Source organism: Mycobacterium sp. NPDC050551 (assembly GCF_040674075.1).
GTDB lineage: Bacteria > Actinomycetota > Actinomycetes > Mycobacteriales > Mycobacteriaceae > Mycobacterium.
This window is the reverse complement of sequence record NZ_JBFARC010000001.1, coordinates 984,942-1,010,594: the sequence shown is the minus strand read 5'-3', so window position 1 is coordinate 1,010,594 and position 25,653 is coordinate 984,942. Positions and strand designations below refer to the sequence as shown.

At 69.9% G+C, this 25,653-nt stretch carries 28 protein-coding genes; 19 read left to right on the top strand and 9 right to left on the bottom strand.

All coding sequences use genetic code 11. The features are described 5' to 3' along the window. Nucleotides 1–22: 22 nt before the first annotated feature. From AB0K11_RS04860 to AB0K11_RS04845, 4 genes are all read left to right on the top strand, one after another. The gene (locus AB0K11_RS04860; RefSeq protein WP_364972810.1) at nt 23–835 is read left to right on the top strand and encodes a cutinase family protein; all 813 of its coding nucleotides are present in this window, start codon (nt 23–25) and stop codon (nt 833–835) included. 103 nt (nt 836–938) lie between these two features. After that, the gene (locus tag AB0K11_RS04855) at nt 939–1,805 is read left to right on the top strand and encodes an SHOCT domain-containing protein (protein WP_364972807.1); all 867 of its coding nucleotides are present in this window, start codon (nt 939–941) and stop codon (nt 1,803–1,805) included. Between the two features lie 70 nt (nt 1,806–1,875). Further along, a complete protein-coding gene (locus AB0K11_RS04850; RefSeq protein ID WP_364972805.1) occupies nt 1,876–2,730 on the top strand; it encodes a mycofactocin-coupled SDR family oxidoreductase in 855 nt (284 codons plus the stop codon). A 70-nt stretch (nt 2,731–2,800) separates the two neighbouring features. Next, nucleotides 2,801–3,628, top strand: a complete 828-nt coding sequence (locus AB0K11_RS04845; RefSeq protein ID WP_364972802.1) for a DUF5995 family protein — start codon at nt 2,801–2,803, stop codon at nt 3,626–3,628. Between the two features lie 10 nt (nt 3,629–3,638). Here AB0K11_RS04845 and rocD read toward each other — a convergent pair whose 3' ends face one another. Then, the gene (gene rocD / locus AB0K11_RS04840) at nt 3,639–4,883 is read right to left on the bottom strand and encodes an ornithine--oxo-acid transaminase (protein WP_364972799.1); all 1,245 of its coding nucleotides are present in this window, start codon (nt 4,881–4,883) and stop codon (nt 3,639–3,641) included. Further along, entirely contained in the window at nt 4,856–5,704 is an 849-nt protein-coding gene (gene ddaH / locus AB0K11_RS04835) for a dimethylargininase (RefSeq protein WP_364972796.1), read from the bottom strand. Before ddaH ends, rocD begins: the two co-directional genes overlap by 28 nt. Before the next feature lie 113 nt (nt 5,705–5,817). On the opposite strand from ddaH, the gene AB0K11_RS04830 reads away from it, so the two are divergent. Beyond that, nucleotides 5,818–6,285 carry an Lrp/AsnC family transcriptional regulator gene (locus AB0K11_RS04830; RefSeq protein WP_364973737.1) on the top strand — a complete coding sequence of 156 codons (468 nt, stop codon included), beginning with the start codon at nt 5,818–5,820 and terminating at the stop codon, nt 6,283–6,285. Between the two features lie 37 nt (nt 6,286–6,322). Further along, on the top strand, nt 6,323–7,504 hold the full coding sequence (locus AB0K11_RS04825) for an FAD/NAD(P)-binding oxidoreductase (protein ID WP_364972793.1): 1,182 nt from the start codon (nt 6,323–6,325) through the stop codon (nt 7,502–7,504). A gap of 52 nt (nt 7,505–7,556) precedes the next feature. Here the strand turns inward: AB0K11_RS04825 and AB0K11_RS04820 are convergent, their stop codons facing one another. Genes AB0K11_RS04820 through mftR form a run of 3 tightly spaced genes read right to left on the bottom strand, consistent with a single transcriptional unit; the run spans nt 7,557 to nt 10,096 of the window. Next, nucleotides 7,557–8,861 (bottom strand): VOC family protein, encoded by a 1,305-nt coding sequence (locus AB0K11_RS04820; protein ID WP_364972790.1) that lies wholly within the window; start codon nt 8,859–8,861, stop codon nt 7,557–7,559. Further along, complete coding sequence (locus AB0K11_RS04815; protein ID WP_364972787.1) at nt 8,861–9,394, bottom strand: sigma-70 family RNA polymerase sigma factor; 534 nt, start codon at nt 9,392–9,394, stop codon at nt 8,861–8,863. The genes AB0K11_RS04820 and AB0K11_RS04815 overlap by 1 nt, the downstream gene beginning before the upstream one ends. A 42-nt stretch (nt 9,395–9,436) precedes the next feature. Next, nucleotides 9,437–10,096 (bottom strand): mycofactocin system transcriptional regulator, encoded by a 660-nt coding sequence (mftR, locus tag AB0K11_RS04810; RefSeq protein ID WP_364972785.1) that lies wholly within the window; start codon nt 10,094–10,096, stop codon nt 9,437–9,439. 92 nt (nt 10,097–10,188) lie between these two features. Between mftR and mftA the strand changes: the two genes are divergently transcribed. The 7 genes from mftA (at nt 10,189) to mftG (ending at nt 16,733) form a co-directional block, all read left to right on the top strand. Beyond that, the gene (mftA, locus tag AB0K11_RS04805) at nt 10,189–10,284 is read left to right on the top strand and encodes a mycofactocin precursor MftA (protein ID WP_264011047.1); all 96 of its coding nucleotides are present in this window, start codon (nt 10,189–10,191) and stop codon (nt 10,282–10,284) included. Between the two features lie 2 nt (nt 10,285–10,286). Beyond that, nucleotides 10,287–10,622: a mycofactocin biosynthesis chaperone MftB gene (gene mftB / locus AB0K11_RS04800; protein ID WP_364972782.1), complete on the top strand. Its 336-nt coding sequence runs from the start codon at nt 10,287–10,289 to the stop codon at nt 10,620–10,622. Then, nucleotides 10,619–11,809: a mycofactocin radical SAM maturase gene (gene mftC, locus AB0K11_RS04795; RefSeq protein ID WP_364972779.1), complete on the top strand. Its 1,191-nt coding sequence runs from the start codon at nt 10,619–10,621 to the stop codon at nt 11,807–11,809. Before mftB ends, mftC begins: the two co-directional genes overlap by 4 nt. A 3-nt stretch (nt 11,810–11,812) precedes the next feature. Continuing rightward, nucleotides 11,813–13,006 carry a pre-mycofactocin synthase MftD gene (mftD, locus tag AB0K11_RS04790; RefSeq protein WP_364972777.1) on the top strand — a complete coding sequence of 398 codons (1,194 nt, stop codon included), beginning with the start codon at nt 11,813–11,815 and terminating at the stop codon, nt 13,004–13,006. A gap of 84 nt (nt 13,007–13,090) precedes the next feature. Then, nucleotides 13,091–13,885, top strand: a complete 795-nt coding sequence (gene mftE, locus AB0K11_RS04785; RefSeq protein WP_364973734.1) for a mycofactocin biosynthesis peptidyl-dipeptidase MftE — start codon at nt 13,091–13,093, stop codon at nt 13,883–13,885. Further along, entirely contained in the window at nt 13,882–15,294 is a 1,413-nt protein-coding gene (mftF, locus tag AB0K11_RS04780; RefSeq protein ID WP_364973732.1) for a mycofactocin biosynthesis glycosyltransferase MftF, read from the top strand. The genes mftE and mftF overlap by 4 nt, the downstream gene beginning before the upstream one ends. An 8-nt stretch (nt 15,295–15,302) precedes the next feature. Continuing rightward, nucleotides 15,303–16,733, top strand: coding sequence for a mycofactocin system GMC family oxidoreductase MftG (mftG, locus tag AB0K11_RS04775; protein ID WP_364972774.1), 1,431 nt, complete (start codon nt 15,303–15,305; stop codon nt 16,731–16,733). Here the strand turns inward: mftG and AB0K11_RS04770 are convergent. Together AB0K11_RS04770 and AB0K11_RS04765 are read right to left on the bottom strand one after the other, a co-directional pair. Further along, on the bottom strand, nt 16,723–17,388 hold the full coding sequence (locus AB0K11_RS04770) for an aspartate/glutamate racemase family protein (protein WP_364972772.1): 666 nt from the start codon (nt 17,386–17,388) through the stop codon (nt 16,723–16,725). The two genes, mftG and AB0K11_RS04770, sit on opposite strands and share 11 nt — an antisense overlap. 9 nt (nt 17,389–17,397) lie before the next feature. Continuing rightward, nucleotides 17,398–19,026, bottom strand: a complete 1,629-nt coding sequence (locus AB0K11_RS04765; RefSeq protein ID WP_364972770.1) for an MFS transporter — start codon at nt 19,024–19,026, stop codon at nt 17,398–17,400. A 91-nt stretch (nt 19,027–19,117) separates the two neighbouring features. Between AB0K11_RS04765 and AB0K11_RS04760 the strand changes: the two genes are divergently transcribed. Then, entirely contained in the window at nt 19,118–19,789 is a 672-nt protein-coding gene (locus AB0K11_RS04760; RefSeq protein ID WP_364972768.1) for a TetR/AcrR family transcriptional regulator, read from the top strand. Here the strand turns inward: AB0K11_RS04760 and AB0K11_RS04755 are convergent. Continuing rightward, nucleotides 19,755–21,005, bottom strand: coding sequence for a cytochrome P450 (locus AB0K11_RS04755; RefSeq protein ID WP_364972766.1), 1,251 nt, complete (start codon nt 21,003–21,005; stop codon nt 19,755–19,757). The genes AB0K11_RS04760 and AB0K11_RS04755 overlap by 35 nt on opposite strands. A 127-nt stretch (nt 21,006–21,132) precedes the next feature. On the opposite strand from AB0K11_RS04755, the gene AB0K11_RS04750 reads away from it, so the two are divergent. Then, the gene (locus AB0K11_RS04750; RefSeq protein WP_364972764.1) at nt 21,133–22,755 is read left to right on the top strand and encodes a carboxylesterase family protein; all 1,623 of its coding nucleotides are present in this window, start codon (nt 21,133–21,135) and stop codon (nt 22,753–22,755) included. Between the two features lie 13 nt (nt 22,756–22,768). On the opposite strand, the gene AB0K11_RS04745 is transcribed toward AB0K11_RS04750, so the two are convergent. Then, nucleotides 22,769–23,242, bottom strand: a complete 474-nt coding sequence (locus AB0K11_RS04745; RefSeq protein ID WP_364972761.1) for a hotdog fold domain-containing protein — start codon at nt 23,240–23,242, stop codon at nt 22,769–22,771. Nucleotides 23,243–23,665: 423 nt separating this feature from the next. Here AB0K11_RS04745 and rpsJ point away from each other — a divergent pair, with 423 nt between their 5' ends. The 4 genes from rpsJ to rplW are packed head-to-tail and all read left to right on the top strand — an operon-like array spanning nt 23,666 to nt 25,621. Then, nucleotides 23,666–23,971 carry a 30S ribosomal protein S10 gene (gene rpsJ, locus AB0K11_RS04740; RefSeq protein ID WP_003883485.1) on the top strand — a complete coding sequence of 102 codons (306 nt, stop codon included), beginning with the start codon at nt 23,666–23,668 and terminating at the stop codon, nt 23,969–23,971. A 14-nt stretch (nt 23,972–23,985) separates the two neighbouring features. Next, the gene (gene rplC / locus AB0K11_RS04735) at nt 23,986–24,639 is read left to right on the top strand and encodes a 50S ribosomal protein L3 (RefSeq protein ID WP_364972758.1); all 654 of its coding nucleotides are present in this window, start codon (nt 23,986–23,988) and stop codon (nt 24,637–24,639) included. Next, complete coding sequence (rplD, locus tag AB0K11_RS04730) at nt 24,639–25,319, top strand: 50S ribosomal protein L4 (protein ID WP_364972755.1); 681 nt, start codon at nt 24,639–24,641, stop codon at nt 25,317–25,319. The genes rplC and rplD overlap by 1 nt, the downstream gene beginning before the upstream one ends. Further along, nucleotides 25,319–25,621 carry a 50S ribosomal protein L23 gene (rplW, locus tag AB0K11_RS04725; RefSeq protein WP_264011062.1) on the top strand — a complete coding sequence of 101 codons (303 nt, stop codon included), beginning with the start codon at nt 25,319–25,321 and terminating at the stop codon, nt 25,619–25,621. Before rplD ends, rplW begins: the two co-directional genes overlap by 1 nt. The last annotated feature ends 32 nt before the right edge of the window (nt 25,622–25,653 follow it).

Genomic DNA, 25,653 nt, shown 5'->3' with positions numbered 1-25,653 from the left:
CGTGTTTCGTCGTTCAGCTTCAGTGATCTGTGCCGCCGCTCTGGCAGGCGCCGCCGCCATCGGGTTGGCCGGTACCGTCCAGGCGCAACTGGCATGCCCGGATGTGCACTGGATGGGTGCCGCCGGCTCCGGTGAGCGCGGCGCCGAGGTCGGCATGAACGAAGGCATGGGGCGGGTGGTGTACCGGTCGATGCTCGACCTGAACCGCCGGCTGCAGCAGGACGGTCGCACCATGACCGCCGAGGCCGTCGTGTATCCGGCGACCGAGGTCCCCGAGGACGGCGGGATCCTGGACTGGTCCGGCTTCATCGACAGCGTGGACGACGGCTCCGCAGCGCTCGGCAGCCAGTACGAGGCGTTCGTTCAGCAGTGCCCGACCACCAAGGTGGTGCTCGCCGGCTACTCGCAGGGCGCGATGGTGGTGCACCGCAACCTGCACGCGCTGGCCGCGAGCCCGAACCTCGCCGCGGCGCTGCTGATCGCCGACGGGGACCGGCTGCCCGCCGACCCGACGCTTAACCTCGGCTCGGTGTCGTCGGTGTCCGGCGCAGGCAAGGGTGTCGCGCAGGACTGGCCGATCCTGGCGCACGCCCCCGCGCCTCTCCCGCCCGCCGTCGGCAGCCGGACGATCAGCGTGTGCGACCTCGGTGACGCCGTGTGCGACTACGACCCCGACGCGGAGGACACCATGAACCCGCTCGCGGTGGCCGTGCACACCAGCTACGCCAGCACGACGACCGGGGACTACGCCTGGACCTCACCGCTCTACCAGCTGTTGCCGTCGTCGGCACCGGTGCCGGCCAACCCCGTCCAGGGTGTCTCGCTGCCCTCCTGACGCGCCCGCGCGGAGGCCGGACGGCACCTGGAAAGACACCACTCGAAAAGCGCCCGGTGGGCGTTACGCTGACACGCGACGTGTCGGACGAGGGGTGTGGCAGATGTTGTGGCGGTACATCAAAGCTCAGGTGATGGTCCTGCTGTGCGGCGGCCTGGTCGGTCCGATCTTCCTCGTTGTGTACTTCGCGATGGGCCGAAGCGCGCTCATCGCATGGATGTTCTGGGTCGGCCTGCTGATCACCGTCGTGGACGTGCTGGCCGCGCTGGCATTGGCGTCCTGGAACGCCCAGCGTGCGGCGAAGACACAGGCGCTCGAGGCGGGCGGTGTGCTCGCGCTGGCCCAGGTCACCGGTATCCACGACACCAACACCCGGATCAACGAGCAGCCGCTGGTCAAGCTCGACCTGCAGATCTCGGGACCGGGACTGACGCCGTTCGCGAGCCAGGACCGGGTGGTGGCGTCGATCGGCCGGTTGCCGATGATCACCAACCGCAAGCTGGCCGTGCTGGTCGACCCGGCCACCAACGAGTACCAGATCGACTGGGACAGAAGCAGTCTGATCGGTGGGCTGATGCCGGCGACGTTCACCGTGGCCGAGGACAACCGCACCTATGACCTCACCGGTCAGGCAGCACCGCTGATGGAGATCCTGCAGATCCTCAAGGCGCACAACATCGGCATGAACAACATGATCGACCTGCGCTCGAATCCGGCCGCCCGCCAACAGGTGCAGGACATCGTCCGGCGGGCCGCCGGCCAGGCGCCCGCGGCGGCTCCGCCGCACACGCCGGCCACCATGTCCGCCGCGCCCACACCGTCGGCATCCGCGTCGCCGGCAGCGGCGGTGGCCCCTCCGCAGCAGTCGACGGCCGCTCGCCTGCAGGAACTCGAGACGCTGCGCGCCATGGGGTCGATCTCCGAGCAGGAGTACGCCGCCAAGCGCCAGGCGATCATCGCCGACCTCTGAGTCCGGCGGTACCTAGAACACGTTCCAGTTCGGCTGTTAGCCTGAGCGCGTATTCGCGAAAGGAGCAGCGGTGACTGCATCGGGTGGACCCCTGGACGGGCGAGTGGCCTTCATCACCGGAGCCGCCCGGGGACAGGGCCGGGCGCACGCGGTCCGGCTGGCCGCCGACGGCGCCGACATCATCGCGATCGACATCTGCGCCCCGGTCTCGGACACGATCACCTACGCGGCGGCCACCTCCGAGGAACTCGCGGAGACCGTACGCGCGGTCGAGTCCACCGGCCGCAAGGTGCTCGCCCGCGAGGTCGACATCCGTGATCTGTCCGCCCTGCAGCAGGTGGTGGCCGACGGTGTCGAACAGTTCGGCCGGCTCGACATCCTGGTGGCCAACGCCGGTGTGCTCAGCTGGGGGCGGCTGTGGGAGATGTCGGAAGAGCAGTGGCACACCGTCATCGACGTCAACCTCAACGGCACCTGGAAGACCATCCGGGCGGCGCTGCCCGCGATGATCGAGGCGGGCAACGGCGGGTCGGTCATCATCGTCAGCTCGTCGGCCGGTCTGAAGGCGACGCCCGGCAACGGCCACTACTCCGCGTCCAAGCACGGACTCACCGCGCTGACCAACGGCCTCGCGCTCGAGGCGGGCGAGTTCGGCATCCGGGTCAACTCGATCCACCCCTACTCCATCGACACGCCGATGGTCGAGCGCGACGCGATGATGGAGGTGTTCGGGAAGCATCCGAGCTTCCTGCACAGCTTCGCCCCGATGCCGCTGCACCCGGTCAAACACGAGGGCAAGAAGGGGCTGCAGGAATTCATGTCGCCCGACGAGGTCGCCGACGTGGTGGCCTGGCTCGCAGGCGACGGATCGGCGACGTTGTCGGGCAGTCAGATCGCCGTCGACCGCGGCGTGATGAAGTACTGACTCACCGGCTGCCGAGGTGAGGTAGCCGGGTACGCGCGCCGGCGGCGGCGGGCGGCCCTACGGTTCGGTCATGACCCCAGCGGTGCCCGCCCCGATCGTCGATGTCAAGACCATCCAGGACGTCGTGGACGCGATCGACTCGGTGATCCTCTGGGCGAGAGGAGCCGAGAGTCGCCTCGGTTACTTCGCGGCGCTGTACAAGCGGATCACCATCGCCGTGCAGACCGCGCTCGCGGACGGTGCGTTCGAGGACCCCGATCGAATGGAACGATTCGACGTGGCGTTCGCGCAGCGCTACTTCGACGCACTCAACGGGCATTTCCACCCCGACCGCCATCGGGGGCCGACCCGCTCGTGGCAGCTGACCTTCGACGCGGCGCAACGTGAAGACCCGATCATTCTGGCGCACATGTTCGGTGGGGTGAACGCGCACATCGACCTCGACCTCGGCATCGTCGTCCAGCAGATCACCGGCGGGCAGGTGGCCGATCTCGGCGCCGACTACCAGACGATCAACGCGGTACTCGCCAGCCAGATCGCGGGCACCATCGAACGGCTCAACGAACTCTCACCGGCGCTGGCCGACGTGTACGCGGTGCTGAGGGATCACGAGGTCTTCGTCGTCAACGAGGTGATCCGCGGCTACCGCGACAGCGCGTGGCGCTTCGCCACCCGGCTCGCGTGGCAGCCGAACATCGTCCGGCCGATCAGCGTCCGGCTCCGGGATCACAAGGTGGCCGGCCAGGGCGCGGCGATCTACGACCCGCCGAGTCTCACCGGAGTCCTGGCCTCGGCGGTGCGGGCCGTCGCCGCCCGCGAGAGCCGGGACGTCGCGCACAACATCGAGGTGCTCGACCGCATCGCGTCGTCCGCGATGCCGATCGCCACGGTGCTCTGACGTCCCCGGGTCAGCTCGTCAGCACCGCCGCGAACTGGTCGACCGCCCAATGGATCTCGTCGGCCGTGATCACCAGCGGGGGAGCGAATCGCAGCGTCGAGCCGTGCGTGTCCTTGACCAGCACGCCGCGCTGCGCGAGCCGCAGGCTGATCTGCTTGCCGGTGCCCACAGCCGGATCGACGTCGACGCCTGCCCACAGGCCGAGCCCGCGCACCTCGACGACGCCGTAACCGATGAGCCCACGCAGCCGCTCGTGCAGCACCCGGCCGAGTTGCGTCGAGCGTTCCTGGTACTCGCCGCGCTCGAGCATCGCCACCACGGTGCTGCCGATCGCGGCGGCCAGCGGATTGCCGCCGAACGTGGAACCGTGCTCGCCGGGATGCAGCACGCCGAGCACGTCGCGGTCGGCGACCACCGCCGACAGCGGCACCACGCCACCGCCGAGCGCCTTGCCGAGCAGGTAGACGTCGGGCCGCACATCCCAGTGATCACAGGCGAACGTGCGGCCGGTGCGGGCCAGCCCGGACTGGATCTCGTCGGCGATCAGCAGCACACCGCGGTCGGTGCAGATCCGCCGGACCCGCGGCAGGTAGTCCGCAGGCGGGACGACGATGCCGGCCTCACCCTGGATCGGCTCGAGCAGCACCGCGACGGTGTGCTCGTCGACCGCCGCGGCCAGCGCGTCGGCGTCACCGAACGGCACCGAACGGAATCCCGGTGTGTACGGGCCGAATCCGCGGCGGGCGGTCTCGTCGTCGGAGAAGCTGATGATCGTCGTGGTGCGGCCGTGGAAATTGTTGGCGGCCACCACGATGTTGCCCATGCCTGCGGGGACGCCCTTGACGTCGGTGCCCCACTTGCGGGCCACCTTGATCGCACTCTCGACGGCCTCGGCGCCGCTGTTCATCGGCAGCACCATGTCCTTGCCGCACATCGCGGCCAGCGCGGCGCAGAACGGACCGAGCCGGTCGGAGTGGAACGCCCGGCTCACCAGGGTCACCGCGTCGAGCTGCGCGTGCGCGGTGGCGATCACCTCCGGGTGGCGGTGCCCGAAGTTCACCGCCGAGTAGGCCGCCAGGCAGTCGAGGTGGCGACGGCCTTCGACGTCGGTGATCCAGGCGCCCTCCGCGTGTGCGGCGACCACCGGTAGCGGCGAGTAGTTGTGGGTGACATGGCGGTCGTCGAGGGCGATGGCGCGCTCGGTCTCCGTCTCGAAGTCCACGATCGTCACGGGTGTACCTCCAATGTGCAGCATTTGACCGAGCCGCCGCCCTTGAGCAGTTCGGAGAGGTCGACGCCGACCGGTCGGAAGCCGGTGTCGAGGAGCTGTGCGGCGAAGCCGGTGGCGGCGGCGGGCAGCACCACGTTGAGTCCGTCGGACACGGCGTTGAGGCCGAGGGCGAAGGCGTCCGCGGTGGCGACCTCGATCGCGTCGGGGAAGACCTCGAGCAGGCGGGCCCGCGACGCGTCGGCGAACGCCGGCGGATAGAACGCCACCGTCGCGTCGTCGAGCACCGCGAGTGCGGTGTCGAGATGGTAGAACCGCGGATCGACGAGTTCGAGGCTCAGGACCGGCACGTCGAGGATCGCCGCGATCTCGTCGTGCGCCCGCCGGTCGGTGCGAAACCCGTATCCTGCCAACATCATCGGGCCCACCATCAGCACGTCGCCCTGGCCCTCGTTGACGTGGCGGGTGTGCACCGGTGCGAAGCCGCGTTGCCGCAGCCAGTCGGCGTAGGCGCCGGACTCGGCGGCGCGCTGCGGGTAGGCGAACCGGGCCACGACTGCGTTGTCACCGATCACCACCGCGCCGTTGGCGGCGTACACCATGTCGGGAAGGCCGGGCCGGGCGTCGACGAGATCGACGGTGTGACCGAGGCTTTCGTAGGTCCGGCGCAGGGTGTCCCACTGGGCGACGGCGACAGCGGTGTCGACCGGAACCGTCGTGTCCATCCAGGGGTTGATGGCGTACTCGACGGCGAAGTGCGTGGGCGCCGTCATGGCGTAGTGGCGGGTTCTGGCGATTCGTGCCGCGGCGGGCGCGGTGACCGGGGCGTCGGCGGCGGACAACGTCATGAATCGACGATATAAGCCCGCTATGATGCAAGCAATCGCTGACCCTTGCTTGTATACCGACGATCTGTTGCGCTGGAGCTAGCATGACGGCAATTCATTGCGTGGAGGTGATCATGGAACGTCTGGACAGCACCGACGAGCGGATCCTGGCCGAGCTGGCCGAGCACGCCAGGGCGACGTTCGCCGAGATCGGGCAGCGGGTCAGCCTGTCGGCGCCCGCGGTGAAGCGGCGGGTCGACCGGATGATCGACGACGGGGTGATCCGCGGGTTCACCACCGTCGTGGACCGCAGTGCGCTCGGCTGGAACACCGAAGCGTTCGTACAGGTGTTCTGCCACGGCACAATTGCGCCCGATGAACTGCGGGCCGCGTGGGTCGACATCCCCGAGGTGGTCAGCGCGGCCACCGTCACGGGCACCGCCGACGCCATCCTGCACGTGCTCGCGCGCGACATGCGGCACCTGGAACAGGCGCTGGAACGCATCCGCGCCAGTGCGGACATCGAACGCAGCGAGAGCATCGTGGTGCTGTCGAACCTGATCGACCGCGCCGCTCCGGAGGTGTCCGACGGCACAGGGTGACGTGCATGTGGCGGGCGTCATCGTGTAGAACTCCCACGTGAGCACTTCAGGGGGCATCGTCATCGTCGGCGGCGGCCTGGCGGCCGCGCGCACCGCCGAGCAGCTACGGCGTTCGCAGTTCAGCGGGGCGGTGACCATCGTCAGCGACGAGGACCATCTGCCGTACGACCGGCCACCGCTGTCGAAGGAAGTACTGCGCAGCGAGACCGACGACGTCACGCTCAAGCCGGCCGAGTTCTACGACGAGAACGACATCACCATGCTGCTCGGCGCAGGGGCGAAATCCGTCGACACCGCCGCCAGGACGCTGACGCTGACCGACGGGCGCGAGATCGGCTACGACGAGCTGGTGATCGCGACCGGTCTGGTGCCCAAGCGCATCCCGTCATTCCCCGATCTCGCGGGCATCCACGTGCTGCGCAACTTCAACGAGAGCCTCGCCCTGCGCGAAGAGGCCGGATCGGCGCGGCGCGCGGTGGTGGTCGGCGCCGGCTTCATCGGCTGCGAGGTCGCGGCCAGCCTGCGGAGCCTCGGTGTCGAGGTGACGCTGGTCGAGCCGCAGCCCGCGCCACTGGCCAACGTGCTCGGCGAGCAGATCGGCGAGCTGGTCGCCCGCGTGCACCGCGCCGAGGGCGTCGACGTGCGGTGCGGTGTCGGGGTGTCGGAGGTCGTCGGCACCGACAAGGTCGAGAAGGTGGTGCTCGCCGACGGCACCGAGGTCGAGGCCGACCTGGTGGTGGTCGGCATCGGCTCCACCCCGGCCGTCGGCTGGCTCGAGGGCAGCGGCATCGAACTGGACAACGGCGTCGTCTGCGACTCGCAGGGTCGCAGCAGCGCCCCGAACGTGTGGGCCATCGGTGACGTGGCGTCCTGGCGAGACACCGTGGGTCAGCAAGTGCGCGTCGAACATTGGAGCAACGTGGCCGACCAGGCCCGGGTGCTCGTGCCCGCGATGCTCGGGCAGGACGTGCCCCAGGTGGTCAGCGTCCCGTACTTCTGGAGCGACCAGTACGACGTGAAGATCCAATGCCTCGGCGAGCCCGAGGCCGACGACATCGTGCACGTCGTCGAGGACGACGGCCGCAAGTTCCTGGCGTTCTACGAGCGCGACGGCGTGGTGGCGGGTGTGGTCGGCGGCGGGATGCCCGGCAAGGTGATGAAGACCAGGTCCAAGATCGCCAACGGCGCCCCGATCGCCGACGTCCTGCCCAAGTCTTGAGCGATTTCGGCGCGGAAACCGTCGCTCAGCGAACGTTTCCGCGCCGAAATCGCTAGAACTCGCCGAGGTAGAAGCGGCCGCCCTGGTCGTCGGCGCACTGCGCGGTGACGCCGTAGGGCTGCCGGGCCGGTTGCTCGATCACGGTGCCGCCGGCCTCGGTGACCCGCTGCACGGCGGCGTCGATGTCCGCGACCGTCCACATCGGCACGGTGGTCGCGGTGCTGTTCCCGCCGGCCATCCCCGACATCGGGTGCGCCCCCGTGACGCCCCAGCCGTCGGCGACGCGGCCCCGCTCGAAGGTCCAGAACAGCACCCGGCTGTAGAACGACTTGAACGCCGCCGAATCCTCCACCTCGTAGGTGATGTACGAGAGTTCGCCCGGCCCAACGCCGTTGAGCTCCGGCCGGGGATCGCCCGGCGCAGGCTGGTACACCGCGAACTCCATACCCGAGGCGTCGGTGGCGCCGAGCACCTCGCCGAAGTCGAACTGCTGCACCTCGTCGACGCTTCCGCCGCCGTCGAGGATCGACTGCCGCGCTCCCGCCAGGTCGGTGACGGCGTAGCAGCAGAACAGCGTGTTGCGGTCGCCGACGGAGAAGATGCCGATGCGCTGGCCGGTGTTGGTGACCCGGCGGGTCGCCGGGTCGTAGGCCCAGCCCAGCACGTGGCCGTAGAAGGCGGCGGCGCGGTCGGCGTCCGGGGTCCACACCGAGACGAATCCGACGTCGCCGTGCCGGATCGGCGTGGCGCCACCGGTCAGCGGCCCGGACAACATCCACCGGTGGCCGAACGGGTCGACGATCGCCGCCCCGCGGGCGCCGTGGTCCTCGTAGACCTCCTGCTGCACCTGCGCGCCGCGGCTGCGGGCCCGCTCGAGTGCGGCGTCGGTGTCGGTCACCTGCAGCATCAGGCTCACCGAGACCGATTGCGGCGCAGGCGCTCTGAGCCCCAGCTCCGGATACTCGTCGGCGAGGTAGAGCACACCCCCCGCGAGGGCGAGCTCGGCATGGCCGATGCGGCCGTCGTCCATCACGATCGGCTCGCCGACCACGGTCGCGCCCAGCGCGTCGACGTACCAGTCGATGGCCGCGCGCGCGTCGGCCACGGCGAGGTAGGGCAGGGCCGCAGGCCGGGGCGATGCCGCGGCGGCCGCCGGTGCGGCGCTGGTTTCGCTGAGTTCGGCGATTGCGGTGTCGGTTCCACTCATGACAACTCCTTCGGTTCGGTCGGGTTGAGCCGCGAACAGCGAGGCCGCCGATTCCAGGCGGGCGCGCAGCCGGGCCGCGAATTCCGGATCGGGGGCCACGGGAACGTCGTCGCCGCGCAGCGCGGACAACGGATCGTGATCGTTGTTCATCACGGCGTCCCTCCTTCCCGATCCGGATATTGCGTGCGGAACGCCCTGCGGGCCCGCACCAGAAGCGCCTCGGTGGCGTGCACCGTGCGGCCGATCAGCTCGGCACACTCGGGTACCGAGCAGTCGTCGAGGTAGCGCAGCGCCAGCACGGTCCGATGGTGTTCGGGCAGCCTGGCGAGCACACTCTCGGCGACGATCCGGTCGAGTTCGGCATCCCAGTCGTCTCTCGCGTCGACGACTTCCGGCAGCTCGGCGACCGGCACGCTGAGCCGGTCATGCCGGCGGCGGTAGTGATCGGCGAGCTTGTGCCGCGCCACCCCGATCAACCACGGCACCGAGATCGCCGGTGGAACATCCTTGCGGGCCGCGTCCATGGCGGCCAGAAAGGTCTCCGACGTCAGGTCCTCGGCGGTGCCGCGGTCGGCGCAGCGCCGGACGAAGTAGCCGTACACGGCCGGCAACGCTTCGTCGTACAGCGCCAGCAGGCGCTGCGGCGCTGGAGCGGGATCTGCCCGCTCGGATGAGGCGCTCACACCCTCAACGTCGCCATCGGCGCCCGGACTCCGACGCCCCGATCACGATTTTCTCCTCGCCGGCCTTCCGGCATCGCGGTCGAGGGCCCGCAGGCCGTCGCTGACCGTGTCGAATGCGGCGTCGAGCGCGTCGGCCAGTGACACCGACTCGTCGGCCAGCCAGTGCTCGTACGCCGACAGCGCGGTGCCCAGCATCGTCCACGCCACGGTCTGCGGGATGAGGTCGGCGGTCTTCACCCCGAGCCTGCGGGCCACGAAATCGGCCACCACCGCCCGCCAGCCGCCGTACATCGTCATCGAATGTGCCTGCAGCGCATCGGTCTGCAGGATGACGCGCATGCGCTGCCGGTGCCGCGGCGTCTCCGCCTCGTCGAACCGGTTGAAGGCCAGCAGCGCCGCGCGCAGCGAGTCGCCGATCGGCACCTGCGGGTCGGCGGCGTCCAGCAGGGCGCGCATCCGGTCCAGGTGCGCGCCGAAGTCGCCCCACGGGATGGCGTTCTTGGACGGGTAGTAGCGGAACAGGGTGCGCCGGGCGATGCCTGCCGCCGCGGCGACGTCGTCGACGCTGACCTCGTCGAAGCCGCGGGCGGCGAAGAGATCGAGCGCGACGTCGGTGATGTGGTCACCCGTGGTGGAGCGGCGCCTGCCCACGCCGCGCTTGACGTCGCCGGCCTGGGGGAGGGGCGCCGAACGGTCCCGCATCCGACCCACCCTTCCATTTCGGCACTCGATGCCATATTCTTGCGATCTCGGTCACACCTGTCGAGAACCAGTCCACACGAAAGGCGGCGGTAATGGAACCGAATCAGAACGTCGAAGCCGACACCGAGCTCGTCACCGAGACCCTCGTCGAAGAGGTCTCCATCGACGGGATGTGCGGGGTCTACTGATCATGACGACGGCTGCGGGTCCCCGCACGGGCACGGGCTCCGGTCCGAGGCCCGACCCGGGGTTCGATCCGGACGTGGCGTGGCGGCTGCACCACCAGGTGGCGGTGCGGCCGGAGTCGTTCGGGGCGCTGCTGTACCACTTCGGCACCCGCAAGCTGTCGTTCCTCAAGAATCGGACCATCGTCGAGGTGGTCACGTCGCTCGACGACCACCCCGACATCCGATCCGCCTGCCGCGCAGCGGGAGTCGACGATGCGCAGCAGGCGCCCTACCTGCACGCACTTGGCGTGCTGGCCCAGTCCAAGATGCTCGTGACCCGGGAGGGCCAGACACCGTGACATCCACAGTTCCCGTTCCGCGTCTCATCGAGCAGTTCGAGCACGGCCTGGACGCGCCGATCTGCCTGACCTGGGAGCTCACCTACGCGTGCAACCTCTCGTGCGTGCACTGCCTGTCGTCGTCGGGCAAGCGCGATCCGCGCGAGCTGTCGACCCGGCAGTGCATGGACATCATCGACGAACTCGAACGCATGCAGGTGTTCTACGTCAACATCGGCGGCGGCGAACCGACTGTGCGACCGGACTTCTGGGAGCTGGTCGACTACGCGACCGCCCACCACGTCGGGGTGAAGTTCTCCACCAACGGGGTGCGCATCACCCCGGAGGTGGCCGCCAAGCTGGCCGCCAGCGACTACGTCGACGTGCAGATCTCGCTCGACGGCGCCACCGCGGAGGTCAACGACGCGGTGCGCGGCAAGGGCTCCTTCGCGATGGCGGTGCGCGCGCTGGAGAACCTCGCGGCCGCCGGCTTCTCCGACGCCAAGATCTCGGTGGTGGTGACCCGCCACAACGTCGACCAGCTCGACGACTTCAAGGCGCTGGCCGACCGCTACGGCGCCACCCTGCGCATCACCCGCCTGCGACCGTCCGGTCGCGGGGCCGACGTCTGGGACGAGCTCCACCCCACCGCCGAGCAGCAGGTACAGCTCTACGACTGGCTGGTCGCCAAGGGCGAGCGGGTGCTCACCGGTGATTCCTTCTTCCACCTGTCCGGGCTCGGTGAGCCGGGCGCGCTGGCAGGGCTCAACCTGTGCGGCGCGGGCCGGGTGGTGTGCCTGATCGATCCGATCGGCGACGTCTACGCGTGCCCGTTCGCGATCCACGACAAGTTCCTGGCCGGAAACATCCTGTCCGACGGCGGATTCGACAGCGTCTGGAAGAATGCGCCGCTGTTTCGCGAACTGCGCGAGCCGCAGTCGGCGGGCGCCTGCTCGGGCTGCGCGCACTACGACGGCTGCCGTGGCGGCTGCATGGCCGCCAAGTTCTTCACCGGCCTTCCGCTCGACGGCCCCGACCCGGAGTGTGTTCAGGGCTTCGGTGCGCCCGCGCTGGCCCAGGAGCGGGTCAAGCCGCGGCCCAGCGGCGACCACTCCCGAGGCACCCCTCAGGTGTCCGGTCAGGGCCCGATACCGCTCAAACTGCTGACCAAGCCGCCCGCCCGGCTGTGTAACGAAAGTCCGGTGTAACCCATGGCCCGCGACACCTGGTTCGAAACGGTCGCCATCGCCCAGCAGCGCGCGAAGAAGCGCCTGCCGAAGTCCGCGTATTCGTCGCTGATCTCCGCGAGCGAGAAGGGCGTGTCGGTCTCCGACAACGTCGAGGCCTTCTCCGAGCTCGGCTTCGCTCCGCACGTCATCGGCGCCACCGAGAAGCGTGACATGGCGACAACGGTGATGGGACAAGACATCTCGATGCCGGTCGTCATCTCGCCGACCGGCGTCCAGGCGATCGACCCGGACGGCGAGGTCGCCGTGGCGCGCGCCGCCGCGGCGCGGGGCACGGCGATGGGGTTGTCGTCCTTCGCCAGCAAGCCGATGGAAGAGGTCGTCGCGGTCAACGACAAGATCTTCTTCCAGATCTACTGGCTGGGCAGCCGGGACGAGATCGCCGAGCGGGTGCAGCGCGCCAAGGACGCCGGCGCGGTCGGATTGATCGCCACCACGGATTGGAGCTTCTCGCACGGCCGCGACTGGGGCAGCCCGAAGATCCCGGAGCGGATGGACCTGCGGACCATGCTGCGGATGTCACCCGAGGTGATCACCAAGCCGCGGTGGCTGTGGAGTTTCGGCAAGGGCCTGCGGCCCCCGGACCTGCGGGTACCCAATCAGGGCAGGCGCGGCGAGGCCGGACCCACGTTCTTCGAGGCCTACGGGCAGTGGATGGGTACACCACCTCCCACCTGGGACGACATCGCCTGGCTGCGTGAGCAGTGGGGTGGCCCGTTCCTGCTCAAGGGCATGGTGCGCGTCGACGACGCCAAACGCGCGGTGGATGCGGGTGTTTCGGCGATCACGGTGTCCAACCACGGCGGCAACAACCTCGACGGCACGCCCGCGGCGATCCGGTGCCTGCCTGCCATCGCCGACGCCGTCGGCGATCAGGTCGAGGTTTTGCTGGACGGCGGGATCCGGCGTGGGAGTGACGTGGTGAAGGCCGTCGCTCTCGGGGCCAGGGCCGTGATGATCGGCCGGGCCTATCTGTGGGGTCTGGCGGCCAACGGCCAGGCGGGTGTGGAGAACGTGCTCGACATCCTGCGCGGGGGGGTCGACTCGGCGTTGATGGCGCTGGGCAAATCCTCGATCCACGATCTGACACCCGAGGACATCCTGATCCCGGACGGCTTCACCCGGGCTCTCGGCGTCTCCGCTGGTAACGACGCCTGACGCCGCCCCGCCCCCGACCTCTGCGCCGCTGTGACAGGGGTGGCCTGAGAGGCTCCCGGGGTGGGCACATCGGCGCCGTGCAAAATGATTGTGAAATCAATTGCTGCGCATACGCCAACAATCGGCGCACACCAGGTTAATTCGGCCTACCATCGGCGGGTGGCTTTCCCCAGCGAGCTTGGGAACTCAACGTCGAGGCGGCTGCAGCACACGTCCCCGGCGTTGATCGTCCCGATCGGTTCCATTGAGCAGCACGGACCCCATTTGCCGCTGGACACCGACACCCGGATCGCCACCGCGGTGGCCGCAGGCGTGGCCGAGCAACTCCGGACGGCCGTGGGGGAGCAATGGCTGCAGGCGCCATCCCTCGGATACGGGGCGAGCGGGGAGCACGAGGGGTTTGCCGGCACGGTGTCGATCGGCACGTCGGCGCTGCGGCTCCTGCTGGTGGAGTTCGGCCGGTCGGCGGCGAGATGGGCGTCGCGTCTCGTGTTCGTCAACGGGCACGGCGGTAACACGGAGGCGCTGTCGGCCGCGGTCGCTCTGCTCCGCTACGAGGGTCGCGACGTCGCCTGGTGCCCGTGCAGCGCCGAGGGCGCCGATGCTCACGCCGGCCACACCGAAACGTCGGTACTACTCCATCTTTCGCCGAGTGACGTGCGCGTCGACGAGCTCGTCCCCGGCAACACCGCGCCGCTCGCGGAGTTGCTGCCCGCCATGCGCAACGGCGGGATGGCGGCCGTCAGCGAGGTCGGGGTGCTCGGCGACCCCACGACGGCCACGGCGACCGAGGGCGCCAGGATCTTCGCCGAGATGATCGACGGCTGCGCCGAACGGGTGCTGCGGTGGCAGCCCGACCGGGACGGGCGGCTGAGGTGACCGGTCCGCGGCTTCCCGACGGCTTCGCGGTCCAGGTGGACCGGCGCGTCAAGGTGCTCGGCGAGGGCTCCGCACTGCTCGGCGGCTCGCCCACCAGGCTGCTGCGGCTGGCCCCGACGGCGCAGACGATGCTCACCGGCGGCCGCCTCGAGGTGCACGACGCGATCAGCGCACAGCTGGCCCGCACCCTCCTCGACGCGACCGTCGCACATCCGCGGCCGGCCAGCGGACCGTCGCATCGCGACGTCACCGTGGTCGTCCCGGTGCGTGACAACCCATCTGGGTTGCACAGGTTGGTGGCCGCCCTGCGCGGCATGCGGGTCGTCGTCGTCGACGACGGTTCTGCCGTGCCGGTGCAGCAGTCCGACTTCGCCGGTATGCACTCAGACGTGCAGGTCATCCGGCATCCCGAATGCCGGGGGCCGTCGGCCGCACGCAACACCGGCCTGGTGGCCAGCGGCACCGACTTCGTGGCGTTCCTCGACTCCGACGTGGTCCCGCGCCGCGGATGGCTGGAGGCGCTGCTCGGCCACTTCTGCGATCCGGCGGTGGCCCTCGTCGCTCCCCGCATCGTCGGCCTGCGCCAGCCCGACAACGTGGTCGCCCGGTACGAGGCGGTGCGTTCGTCGCTCGACCTGGGCCTGCGCGAGGCGCCGGTGGTGCCCTACGGGGCGGTGTCCTACGTTCCCAGTGCCGCCATCATCTGCCGCCGGGCGGTGCTGACGGAGCTCGGCGGCTTCGACGAGACGATGCGCTCGGGCGAGGACGTCGACCTGTGCTGGCGGATGGTCGAGGCCGGCGCCCGCCTGCGCTACGAGCCGATCGCGCTGGTGGGCCACGATCATCGCACGCACATTCGGGACTGGTTCTCCCGCAAGGCTTTCTACGGCGAGTCCGCGGCGCCGCTTTCGGTGCGCCATCCCGGCAAGACCGCTCCGCTGGTGATCTCCGGCTGGAGTCTGGCGGCCTGGCTGCTGCTGGCGATGGGCTCCTACGCCGGCTTCCTGGCGTCGCTGTTGGTCGCGGGTGTCACCGGCCGCCGGGTCGCGAACTCACTACGCCCCGTACACACCGAACCGGGGGAGGTCGCCGCGGTCGCCGCGCACGGGCTGTGGGCCGCCGCCCTGCAACTGGCCTCGGCGATCTGCCGGCACTACTGGCCGGTGGCGCTGGTCGCGGCGCTGCTGTCGCAGCGGTGCCGACAGGCGGTGCTGGTGGCGGCGGTGGTGGACGGTGTTGCGGACTGGCTGGCCCGCAAGGGCAACGCCGACGACGACACCAGACCGGTCGGGTTGCTGACGTACCTGCTGCTCAAGCGGCTCGACGACATCGCCTACGGGCTGGGGTTGTGGACAGGTGTGTTCCGCGAGCGGCACGCCGGCGCGCTGAAGCCGCAGATCCGGACCTGACCGCCACCTTGCACAGCGACGTCCTGATCGTCGGCGCCGGCAGCGCCGGATCCGTTCTCGCCGAGCGTCTTTCCAGCGACCCCCAATGCCGGGTCACGGTGGTGGAGGCCGGACCGGGCCCCACCGACCCGCGGGTGCGGGCCCAGATCAGCGACGGACTGCGGCTGCCGATCGGTGCGGCGAGTTCGGTGGTGCGGCACTTCTCGACCACGCTCACCGACCGGCCGCCACGGCCGGCGTCGATCATGCGCGGCGCGGTGGTCGGCGGGTCCGGTGCGGTGAACGGTGGCTACTTCTGCCGGGGGCTGCCTGGCGACTTCGCCGATTGGGCACAGCCGGGCTGGACCTGGAACGACGTCCTCCCGCACTTCGTCGCGATCGAGAACGACATCGACGAGGCCGGTCCGCTGCACGGGTCTTCGGGTCCGATCGTGGTACGCCGGGTCCGCGAATTCGACGGCTGCACGGCGTCATTCGTGAATGCCGCCCTCGACGCCGGCTACACCTGGGTCGACGATCTGAACGGTGCGACACCGCATGCGCCGTCGCCGCGGGGGGTGGGGGCCGTGCCACTCAACATCCACGGCGGCACCCGGGTGGGACCGGGCGGCGCCTTCCTGCAACCCGCTCTCGGCCGGGGCAACCTCACGCTGCTGGCCGACACCCGGGCGCTGCGTCTCGATCTCGCGGCGGGACGGGTGGCCGGCGTGCGGTGCCGCGGAGCGGCCGGTGACGAACTGCTCACCGCCGACCGGGTGGTGCTGTGCACGGGCGCCATCGGCACCGCGCAGCTGCTGATGCTCTCCGGCGTGGGCCCGCCGGAGGTGCTCGAGCCATTGGGCATCCCCGTGGTCGCCGGCCTGCCCGTCGGCGTCGCGACGGCCGACCACCCGGAATGGGTGCTCCCGGTGGACTGGACGCCGACCCACGACCTTCCCCCGCTGGAGGCCGTGCTCACCACCGAGGACGTCGAGATCCGGCCCTATACAGCCGGATTCGCCGCCATGGTGCACGGCCCCGGTGACGACCCGACCGACCGGCCGCACCTCGGCATAGCGCTGATGAAGCCGCGGTCGCGTGGGCGGATCAGAGTGGCCTCCGCCGACCCGTCGGTGGCCCCGGTGATCGAGCACCGCTATGACAGCGAACCGGCCGACGTCTCCGCACTCGCGGCCGGAGCCGAGCTCGCCGCCGATATCATCGGTGGCGCGAGGAGCTCGACGGCTGCCGTGTGGTCGACCTCGCAACACCTGTGCGGATCGGCCAGGATGGGGTCCGACGAGGACGCGGCGGCGGTCGTGGACCCGCAGTGCCGGGTGCGCGGCTTCGAGAATCTGTGGGTGGCCGACGGGTCGATCATGCCGGTGATCACCGGCCGCGGCCCGCACGCCACGATCGCGATGATCGGGCACCGGGCGGCGGAGTTCGTCAAGGGGTGACCAGCGGGACGATCGCCTCGGCCAACAGGGTGGCCGCGGCGACGCCGTCCACGACCGGGACTCCGAGGCGATGCCGCAGCGGTTCGGCGAAGCGGGCCATCGCCGCGCAGCCCAGCACGATGGACCGGCTGCCGTCGCCGGCGAGCGCGGCCGCGCACAGGTCACCGATCGGTCCGATCGTCGACGGATCGGAATCGATGCGCAGCACCGGAATGTCGCACGCGTGCACGCCCGAACACGCGGACGGGGTGTAGGCCTTCGCCAATTGCCATGCCCTCGGCACGGTGGCCGACATCGACGTCACCACCGAGAAGCTGCCTGCCGCAAGGGCTGCCGCGTGCATCGCGGCCTGGGCGATGCCCAGCACCGGGGCGGCGAGCATCCGGCGGGCCTCGTCCAGGCCGGGATCGCCGAAGCAGGCCACCACGTACGCGTCCGGCCGGTCTCCGGCGGATCGGCGCTCTGCCTCGCGAAACAAGTCGAGAAGGCCCGGCACGCAACGACGTTCGTCGTCGTCGTTCTCTATGCTGGCAGGGCCGGCCTGCGGGTTGACCGCCTCGACGACGGTGCCCGGTCGCGCGACCGCAGCGGCGCCCGCGGCGATGGCGCGGGTCATCGACGCAGTGGTGTTCGGATTGACGAGCAGCAGGCGCACGCCGCCAGATTAGTCGCGCCGGGCCGGCGGCACAGCGCGCAGGCGTGCGATGCGGCGGGCGCGCGGCACCGACGCGAGCCGGCGCAGGTACCGCGACTGCCTGCCGTCGCGCCCGGGCGACCAGACCGCCACGAACACCGCCGCGACGGTCACTGCCACCGCAAGCACTAGCAGTGAGCCGTCCATCGCCTGCAGGAAGGCGCGGTTGGCTTCGGCGGCGAGCTGGGCGCCCTGCGGTCCCATGCGTTCGGCGACCTCGAGCGCCTGGGCCAGCGAGTCGAGCGCGGGCCCACGGACGGCCTCGGGTAGCGCGGCGACGGCGGGGGCGAGCACATTGCTGTACTGCGCGGCGAGCACCGAGCCTGCCGCGGCGATGCCGAGGGCCGCGCCGACCTCGCGGGTGGTGTCGTTGACCGCTGACGCCACCCCTTGTTTCTCGTCGGGCGCCGCGCCCATGATCGCCGACGTCGTCGGCGCCGTGCACAGCCCGATGCCGGCGCTGACGATCATCAACGGCCAGGCCAGATCCCAGTAGGACGACTCGACGTCGAGGATGCTCATGCACGCCAAGCCCGCCGCGAGGAGGAGCAGGCCCACGGTCACCGAGAGCCGCAAGCCGATGCGGGGCAGGTACACCGGTGTCAGCGCGCTGAGGATCAGCACCGGGACCGCCAGTGGCGTCAGAGCGAAGGCGGTCTGCAAAGGGTTGTACCCGAGTACCAGCTGCATGTACTGCATCACCAGGAAGAAGAAGCCGAAGTTCGCGAAGAACAGGAAGGTGACACCGAGTGAGCCGGTGGCGAAATCCGGTCGCCGGAACAGCCGTACGTCCAGGAGCGGATGCGTCAGCCGGAGCTGGAGTGCGGTGAACGCCGCGGTGAGCGCCAGGCCGGCGCCGACACATCCCCACACCACCGGACTGGACCAGCCACGGGCGGGCGCCTCGATGACACCGAAGACGAAGACCGCGACCGCCGCGGCGACGAGCACTCCGCCTGCCCAGTCGACGGGCGCACCCGACTCGTCACGCGAGGACGTAATGGTCAGCGTCAGCCCGAAGAGGACGACGGCCACGAGCGCGAAGGCCCAGAAGATGGACTGCCACGAGAAGAAGTGCAGCAGGCCGCCGGTGCCGAGGAACCCGATGATGGCGCCGGACCCGCAGACACCGGCCCAGATGCCGACGGCCTTGTTGCGCTCGGCTTTCGGGAAGCCCGCGGTCAGCAGCGAAAGCGTCGCGGGCATGATCAGAGCGGCTCCCGCTCCCGCGACCGCCCGCGCGATGATGATCTGCAGCGGGGCGTCGAAGAACACCGGCGCCACCGAGGCGAAAGCGAACACCGCCAGCCCGGCCAGCAGGGCACCCCGGCGGCCGTAACGGTCCCCGACGGCGCCCGCGGGCAGCAGCAGGCAGGCCAGCACCAGGGTGTAGCCGTCGACCACCCAGGTGAGCTGGGTCTGACTCGCGGCGGTGTTGACGGCGATGTCGGGCATGGCCGCGTTGAGCGCGACCATCGACGAGATCACCAGCAGCACGTCCAGGCACGCCACCGCGAGCAACCATGTCCTGGTGCGCGCCGACACGTCGCCCAGTCGCGCATCGGTAGGCTGACCGGGCCGGGCGAGAGTGTCGACCATGGACCTCTCCTTCCGGAAGAGTGACTTTTGAGACTAACGGTCTTGGAGCGAGACCGACAGTCTTGTACCCACGCGGAAGGTGGTGTAAACGGTGGCAGGCGGTAGTACCGATCCGCGACCGGCGCGTTCCCGAGCCGCACTGCTGGAGGCCGCGACCACGCTGCTGCGCTCGGGTGGTCCGAGTGCGGTGACCATCGACGCGGTCACCCGCACCGCCAACGTCGCGCGCGCCACCCTCTACCGCCACTTCTCCAGTGCCAACGACCTTCTCGCCGCGGCCTTCGTGAGCCTGCTGCAGCCCGCGCCGATGCCGCCCGCCGAGGGCGAACTGCGCGACAAGCTGATGGCCGTGGTCGTCGGCTGGGCAGACGCGATCGCCGAGGTGCCCACGACGCTGGCCGCGATGACGTGGCTGGCGTCGGGTCCCGACCTCGGGCCGTGGGCCGAGGTGCGCGAATCAGGTGCGGTCGACAGCGACGGAACGGCCGTCGCCACGCTGCGCGAGCGCATCATGGCGCTGTACACGTTGCCGTTCGACGCGATCTTCGACAGCCCGCAGGCGCGCGAAGAACTGGTGGAGGTCGACCGGATCGGGGCCATCGCCCTGCTCATCGGGCCCCTGATTCTCGGCCGGCTGAGCACACTGGCCGACTTCGACTTCCGCGGCTGCGCCGAGGCGGCCGTCGACGGCTTCCTGGCCACCCACGCCAGGACGGCCGACGGGGGAGTCAGCGCAGCGCGTACCGGATCGGCAGGTGCTTGAGGCCGCCGACGAAAGTGGTGGCCGTCAGTTCCGCGGGGCCGGCCGACTCGATCGACTCGAGTCGCGGGATCAGTTCGGTGAACAGACTGTTCATCTCCATCCGGGCCAGCGCGGCGCCGAGACAGAAGTGCACACCGTAGCCGAACGCCAGATGCTTGTTGGGCTCGCGGCCGACGTCGAACCGGAACGGCTCGTCGAAGATCTCCTCGTCCCGGTTGCCGGAAACGTATGCGAGATAGACTGATTCGCCCTTGGCGATCGACACGCCGCGTACCTCGGTGTCCTCGGCGGCGGTGCGCATGAACTCCTTGACCGGCGTCGACCAGCGGATCATCTCCTCGACCGCGGTCGGCATCAACTCCGGGTTCCGGCGCAACCGGTCCAGCTCGCCGGGATTCTCGATCAACGCGTGCAGCCCGCCGGAGATGGCGTCCTTGGTGGTGTCGTGTCCCGCGCTGGCGACGATGACGTAGTAGGAGGCGGTGTCCATGTCGCCCAGCGGCTCACCGTCGATGCGGCCGTTGGCGATCGCGGAGGCGAGATCGGCCGTCGGGGCGGCTCGTCGCGATGCGGTCAGCGTCGAGAAGTAGTTGAAGAAGTCAGCCAGCACCGCCAGCATGTCCTCGGGGCTCTTGCCCCGCTGGAACTCCTCGTCGTCGCCGCCGAACATCTCCTGGGTGAGCATGTGCATGCGGCCGTAGTCCTCCTCGGGCAGGCCGAGCAGCGACATGATCACGTACAGCGGGAACTGCACGGCGATGTCGGTGACGAAGTCGCACTCCGGCCCGATGTCGCGCATCTGGTCGACGTAGCGCTTGGCGAGTTGGTCGACGCGGATCTTCAGGGCGCGCATCGCCTTCGGGCGGAACCAGTCGGCGCCGATCGACCGGACCTTGCGGTGGTGCGGATCGTCCATGTGGATCAGGGTGCGCAGGCCGATGCCGGCCTCCATCTGCGCCTTGAACATGTCGTCGGCTTCCGCGGTGGCCAGCAGTGGCCGCGGCTCGGACAGGAACAGGTCGTTGGCCCGTTCGATCGCCATGATGTCGGCGTGCTTGGTGATCGCCCAGAACGGCCGGTACGGCGGGTTGTCCACCCATGCCACCGGGTTGTTCGCCCGCAGGTCGGCCAGCGCCGCATGAAGCCGGGCATCGTCCGCGTACGCGGACGGATCGGCCAGCACCTTCGCGGCGTCATCCATCGTCGGCGTGCTCATCCGCGCTCCTCTTCGTCTTGACGGGTGTCCATAACTCAGCTTATGTGACGCGGGCCACGCTGGGAAGCAATGCGCCACGGGTCGATGCGCGGGGGTCTTCTGCCGTCCCTCGGTAGGCTCCGCAATCGTGCCCCCATCGCTTCGCCTGTCGCGGCGGGCGCTGGTGCGGGCCGCCTGCCTCGCCCTGGTGCCGGTCCTGACGCTCGCGGGCTGCGGCAGTGCGGACGACCGGACTGACCCGTCGCCGCCGGCCGCGGCGACCCAGGGCGACCCCGCGGAGGTCCAGACGCTCACCGGACGGGTCCGCGGCGAGGTGGCCGCCGGCCACCGGGAGTTCTCCGGGATCCCGTATGCCGCGCCGCCGACCGGCCGGCTCCGCTTCCGACCGCCTGCGCCGCCCGAGCCGTGGGCCGACGTGCGCGACGCCACCCACCCGGGTCCCCGCTGCATCCAGAACCCCAGCGCCGACCTGGAATTCGGCAGGCAGACCGACGAGGACTGCCTGACGCTGAACGTCTGGACGCCGCCGGTGTCGGCCGAGCCCAAGCCGGTGATGGTGTGGATCCACGGCGGCGCCTTCGTCAACGGCAGCGGCAGTGTCTACAACGGCAGCTGGGTGGCCTCGCGCGGTGACATCGTGGTGGTGACGGTGAACTACCGGCTCGGCACCCTGGGCTTCCTGGCCCACCCCGCGCTGGGGCCGGTAGGCGACGTCGGCAACTACGGGCTCGCCGACCAGCAGGCCGCGCTGCGATGGGTGCGCGACAACATCAGCCGATTCGGCGGCGACCCCGGCAGGGTCACCGTGGCCGGCGAGTCCGCGGGCGGCATGTCGGTCTGTGACCATCTCGTCGCCCCCGGCTCGGCGGACCTGTTCCGGGCGGCGATCGTGATGAGCGCCCCGTGTCAGGTGCAGGCCGACCTGCCCACCGCCGAGCGCGCCAGCCTCGACTACGCGGCGGGCGCCGGCTGCCCCGACCCGGGCGCCGCTGCCCGGTGCCTTCGCGACCTGCCGGTCGACGAACTCCGCGAACCGGTCTGGTACGCCGGCATCGGGGAGGACCGGCTGACCGGGCCGGTCACCGGGACGCGGACGCTGCCGGTGGACCCCGTGCCGACGATCACCGACGGCCGTGCGCTCGAGGTGCCGGTGCTGATCGGCACCACCCGCGACGAGTTCACCCTGTTCGTCGCGCTGCAATATCTGCGGGGCGTCCGCTATCCCGACACCGAATACCCTGCGCTGCTGCGGGATACGTTCGGCGAAGACGCCGCCGCGGTGGCCGCGCGGTATCCGCTCGCCGACTATCCCGACGCGGCACTGGCGTACTCGGCGGCCGTCACCGACGGGGCGTTCGCCTGCGTGGCCGACCGGATGGCCGACGGCCTGACCCGCAGCGGACCCGTGTACGGCTACGAGTTCAACGACCGCGACGCGCCTGCGCCCGAGCCGCTGCGGACGCTGCCGTTCAAGGTCGGCGCCAGCCATTCCCTGGAGCTGCGCTACCTGTTCGACGTCGGCGGTGCGCCCCCGCTGTCGGCCGACCAGCGCCGGCTGTCCGACCAGATGATCGATTACTGGAGCCGCTTCGTGACCACCGGCGAACCCGACGCGGTGGGCCAGCCCGACTGGCCCGCCCTCGACGGGATCGCCGACCCGGCACGGATGTCGTTGCAGCCCGGAGGCAGCCAGATGGTCGACACCTTCGACGCCGAACACCAGTGCCCGTTCTGGGCCGGCATCGAGTAGCGCGCGAGGCGGATCAGGCCGGCGTCACCCAGGTGGTGATCTCGGCGTGCACCACCTCGGTGCCGTGGCGGTCGGTGACCGTGACCGGCACGACGAGATCGGCGCCCTCGCCGATGGACGTGAAGTCCGGCGGGTCGAGCCGGGCCGTCGCCCGCAGCGACGTCGTCGCCTTCTGCAGGTACTGCACCGTCATCGCCTTCGGGATCCACCGGTGCGTCGTCGGCACGGTGGCCTCCATCAACATGCCCATCGCCATCTCGGCGGCATTGCACGACGCGATCGCGTGAACGGTGTGCAGGTGGTTGTGCACGAAGAACCACTTCGGCACCGCGACCTCGGCCAGGCCCGGCTCCATCCGCACCACGTGCGGCGCGATCGAGGCGAAGTAGGGCACCCGGGCGGTCGCCGCCGCCGAGAACAGGCGGCTGCCCGCAGGCACGCCGGCCAGTCGCTGCCAGGCCCGGTACGTGCTGGTCGTAGTGCTCATGGACGCTACCTTACTCGTGAGTAAGTTGACCGGCCGCCGACCGTGGTGATCAGGTGGGTGACGAGCCCGTTTACCGCGTGCACGGGCCGCGTCCGGCGAGGTGCCGGGCGGTCGGCCAGCAATTTGGATGACGCCCGCTCTTGAGGCATACTGTTCGGGTTGCCTTGAGCCGGGTTCGCACCTGGCCGGGCATGCGACTGGCACCCGAAGGGGTGCATCCGGTCCCAACTCTCGATCGTGGCGGTTTTCCGGCGCGGGCGAGTGTGCGCGAGGGCGACACACCCGAGCGCGGGGGTCGGTGAACCAGAGACAGATACACAGCGGCGGCAACAGCCAGCGCGATGCCTGCGGGCGGAGCGCAGCAACACCAGGTCCGATTGGGTCCCCCAGTCGGAACACAAGCAGGAGTGAGGTAGGAAAAGCGTGGCGGGACAAAAGATCCGCATCAGGCTCAAGGCCTACGACCACGAGGCGATCGACGCCTCGGCGCGCAAGATCGTGGAGACGGTCACCCGTACCGGTGCCAGCGTGGTGGGCCCAGTGCCGCTGCCGACCGAGAAGAACGTGTACTGCGTCATCCGGTCCCCGCACAAGTACAAGGACTCGCGGGAGCACTTCGAGATGCGTACACACAAGCGGCTGATCGACATCCTCGACCCGACGCCGAAGACCGTTGACGCTCTCATGCGCATCGATCTGCCGGCCAGCGTCGACGTCAACATCCAGTAGGAGACCCAAGAGAAATGGCTAGAAAGAGCATTCTGGGCACCAAGCTGGGCATGACGCAGGTGTTCGACGAGAACAACAAGGTCGTGCCGGTGACGGTCGTCAAGGCCGGCCCGAACGTCGTCACGATGATCCGTACCCCGGAGCGCGACGGCTACAGCGCGGTGCAGCTCGCCTACGGCGAGATCAGCCCCCGCAAGGTGAACAAGCCGGTGTCCGGTCAGTACGCCGCGGCCGGGGTGAACCCGCGCCGCCACATCGCCGAGTTCCGGCTCGACGACGAGACGGCCGCCGCCGAGTACGAGGTCGGCCAGGAGCTGACGGCGGAGATCTTCGCCGACGGCGCCTTCGTCGACGTGACGGGCACCAGCAAGGGCAAGGGCTTCGCCGGCACCATGAAGCGGCACGGGTTCAAGGGTCAGGGCGCCGCGCACGGCGCCCAGGCCGTGCACCGCCGCCCCGGTTCGATCGGTGGCTGCGCCACCCCCGGCCGGGTGTTCAAGGGCACGCGGATGTCGGGCCGGATGGGCCACGACCGCATCACCACCCAGAACCTCAAGGTGCACAAGGTCGATGCCGAGAACGGCGTGATCCTGATCAAGGGCGCCATCCCCGGCCGCAACGGTGGCCTGGTGATGGTCCGCAGCGCAATCAAGCGAGGCGAGAAGTAATGGCCGACAAGACGCAGACATTGACGATCGACGTCCTCACCCCGGGCGGCACGAAGGACGGCTCCGTGGAGCTGCCCGCCGAGCTGTTCGACGTGGAGCCGAACATCGCGCTCATGCATCAGGTGGTGAATGCGCAGCTGGCCGCCAAGCGGCAGGGCACGCACTCCACCAAGACGCGTGGCGAGGTGCGCGGCGGTGGCAAGAAGCCGTACCGGCAGAAGGGCACCGGTCGTGCCCGTCAGGGTTCGACGCGCGCGCCGCAGTTCACCGGCGGTGGCGTGGTGCACGGCCCGCAGCCGCGCGACTACAGCCAGCGCACCCCGAAGAAGATGATCGCCGCCGCACTGCGCGGGGCGCTCTCGGACCGGGCCCGCAACGGCCGCATCCACGCCGTCACCGAGTTCGTCGAGGGCCAGACCCCGTCGACCAAGGGCGCCAGGACGTTCCTGGCCACGCTGACCGATCGCCCGCAGGTGCTGCTGGTCGTCGGCCGGACCGACGTGACCGGCACGCTCAGCGTGCGGAACCTGCCGGGCGTGCACGTGATCTCGCCCGACCAGCTCAACACCTACGACGTGTTGAAGGCCGACGACGTGATCTTCAGCGTCGAGGCGCTGAACACCTACATCACCACGGCCACCCGCAGTGCGGCGGCCAACGACGAGGAGGTGTCGGCCTGATGGCGACCGTGACTGACCCCCGCGACATCATCCTGGCTCCGGTCATCTCCGAGAAGAGCTACGGGCTGATCGAGGACAACGTGTACACGTTCGTGGTGCACCCGGATTCGAACAAGACCCAGATCAAGATCGCGATCGAGAAGATCTTCAAGGTCAAGGTCGACTCGGTGAACACCGCCAACCGGCAGGGCAAGCGCAAGCGCACCCGTGCGGGCTATGGCCAGCGCAAGAGCACCAAGCGCGCCATCGTCACACTGGCTGCGGGCAGCAAGCCGATCGATCTGTTCGGAGCGCCGGCCTAGCCGGGGCAGGGACTGAGAGACTAGAGAGAGCT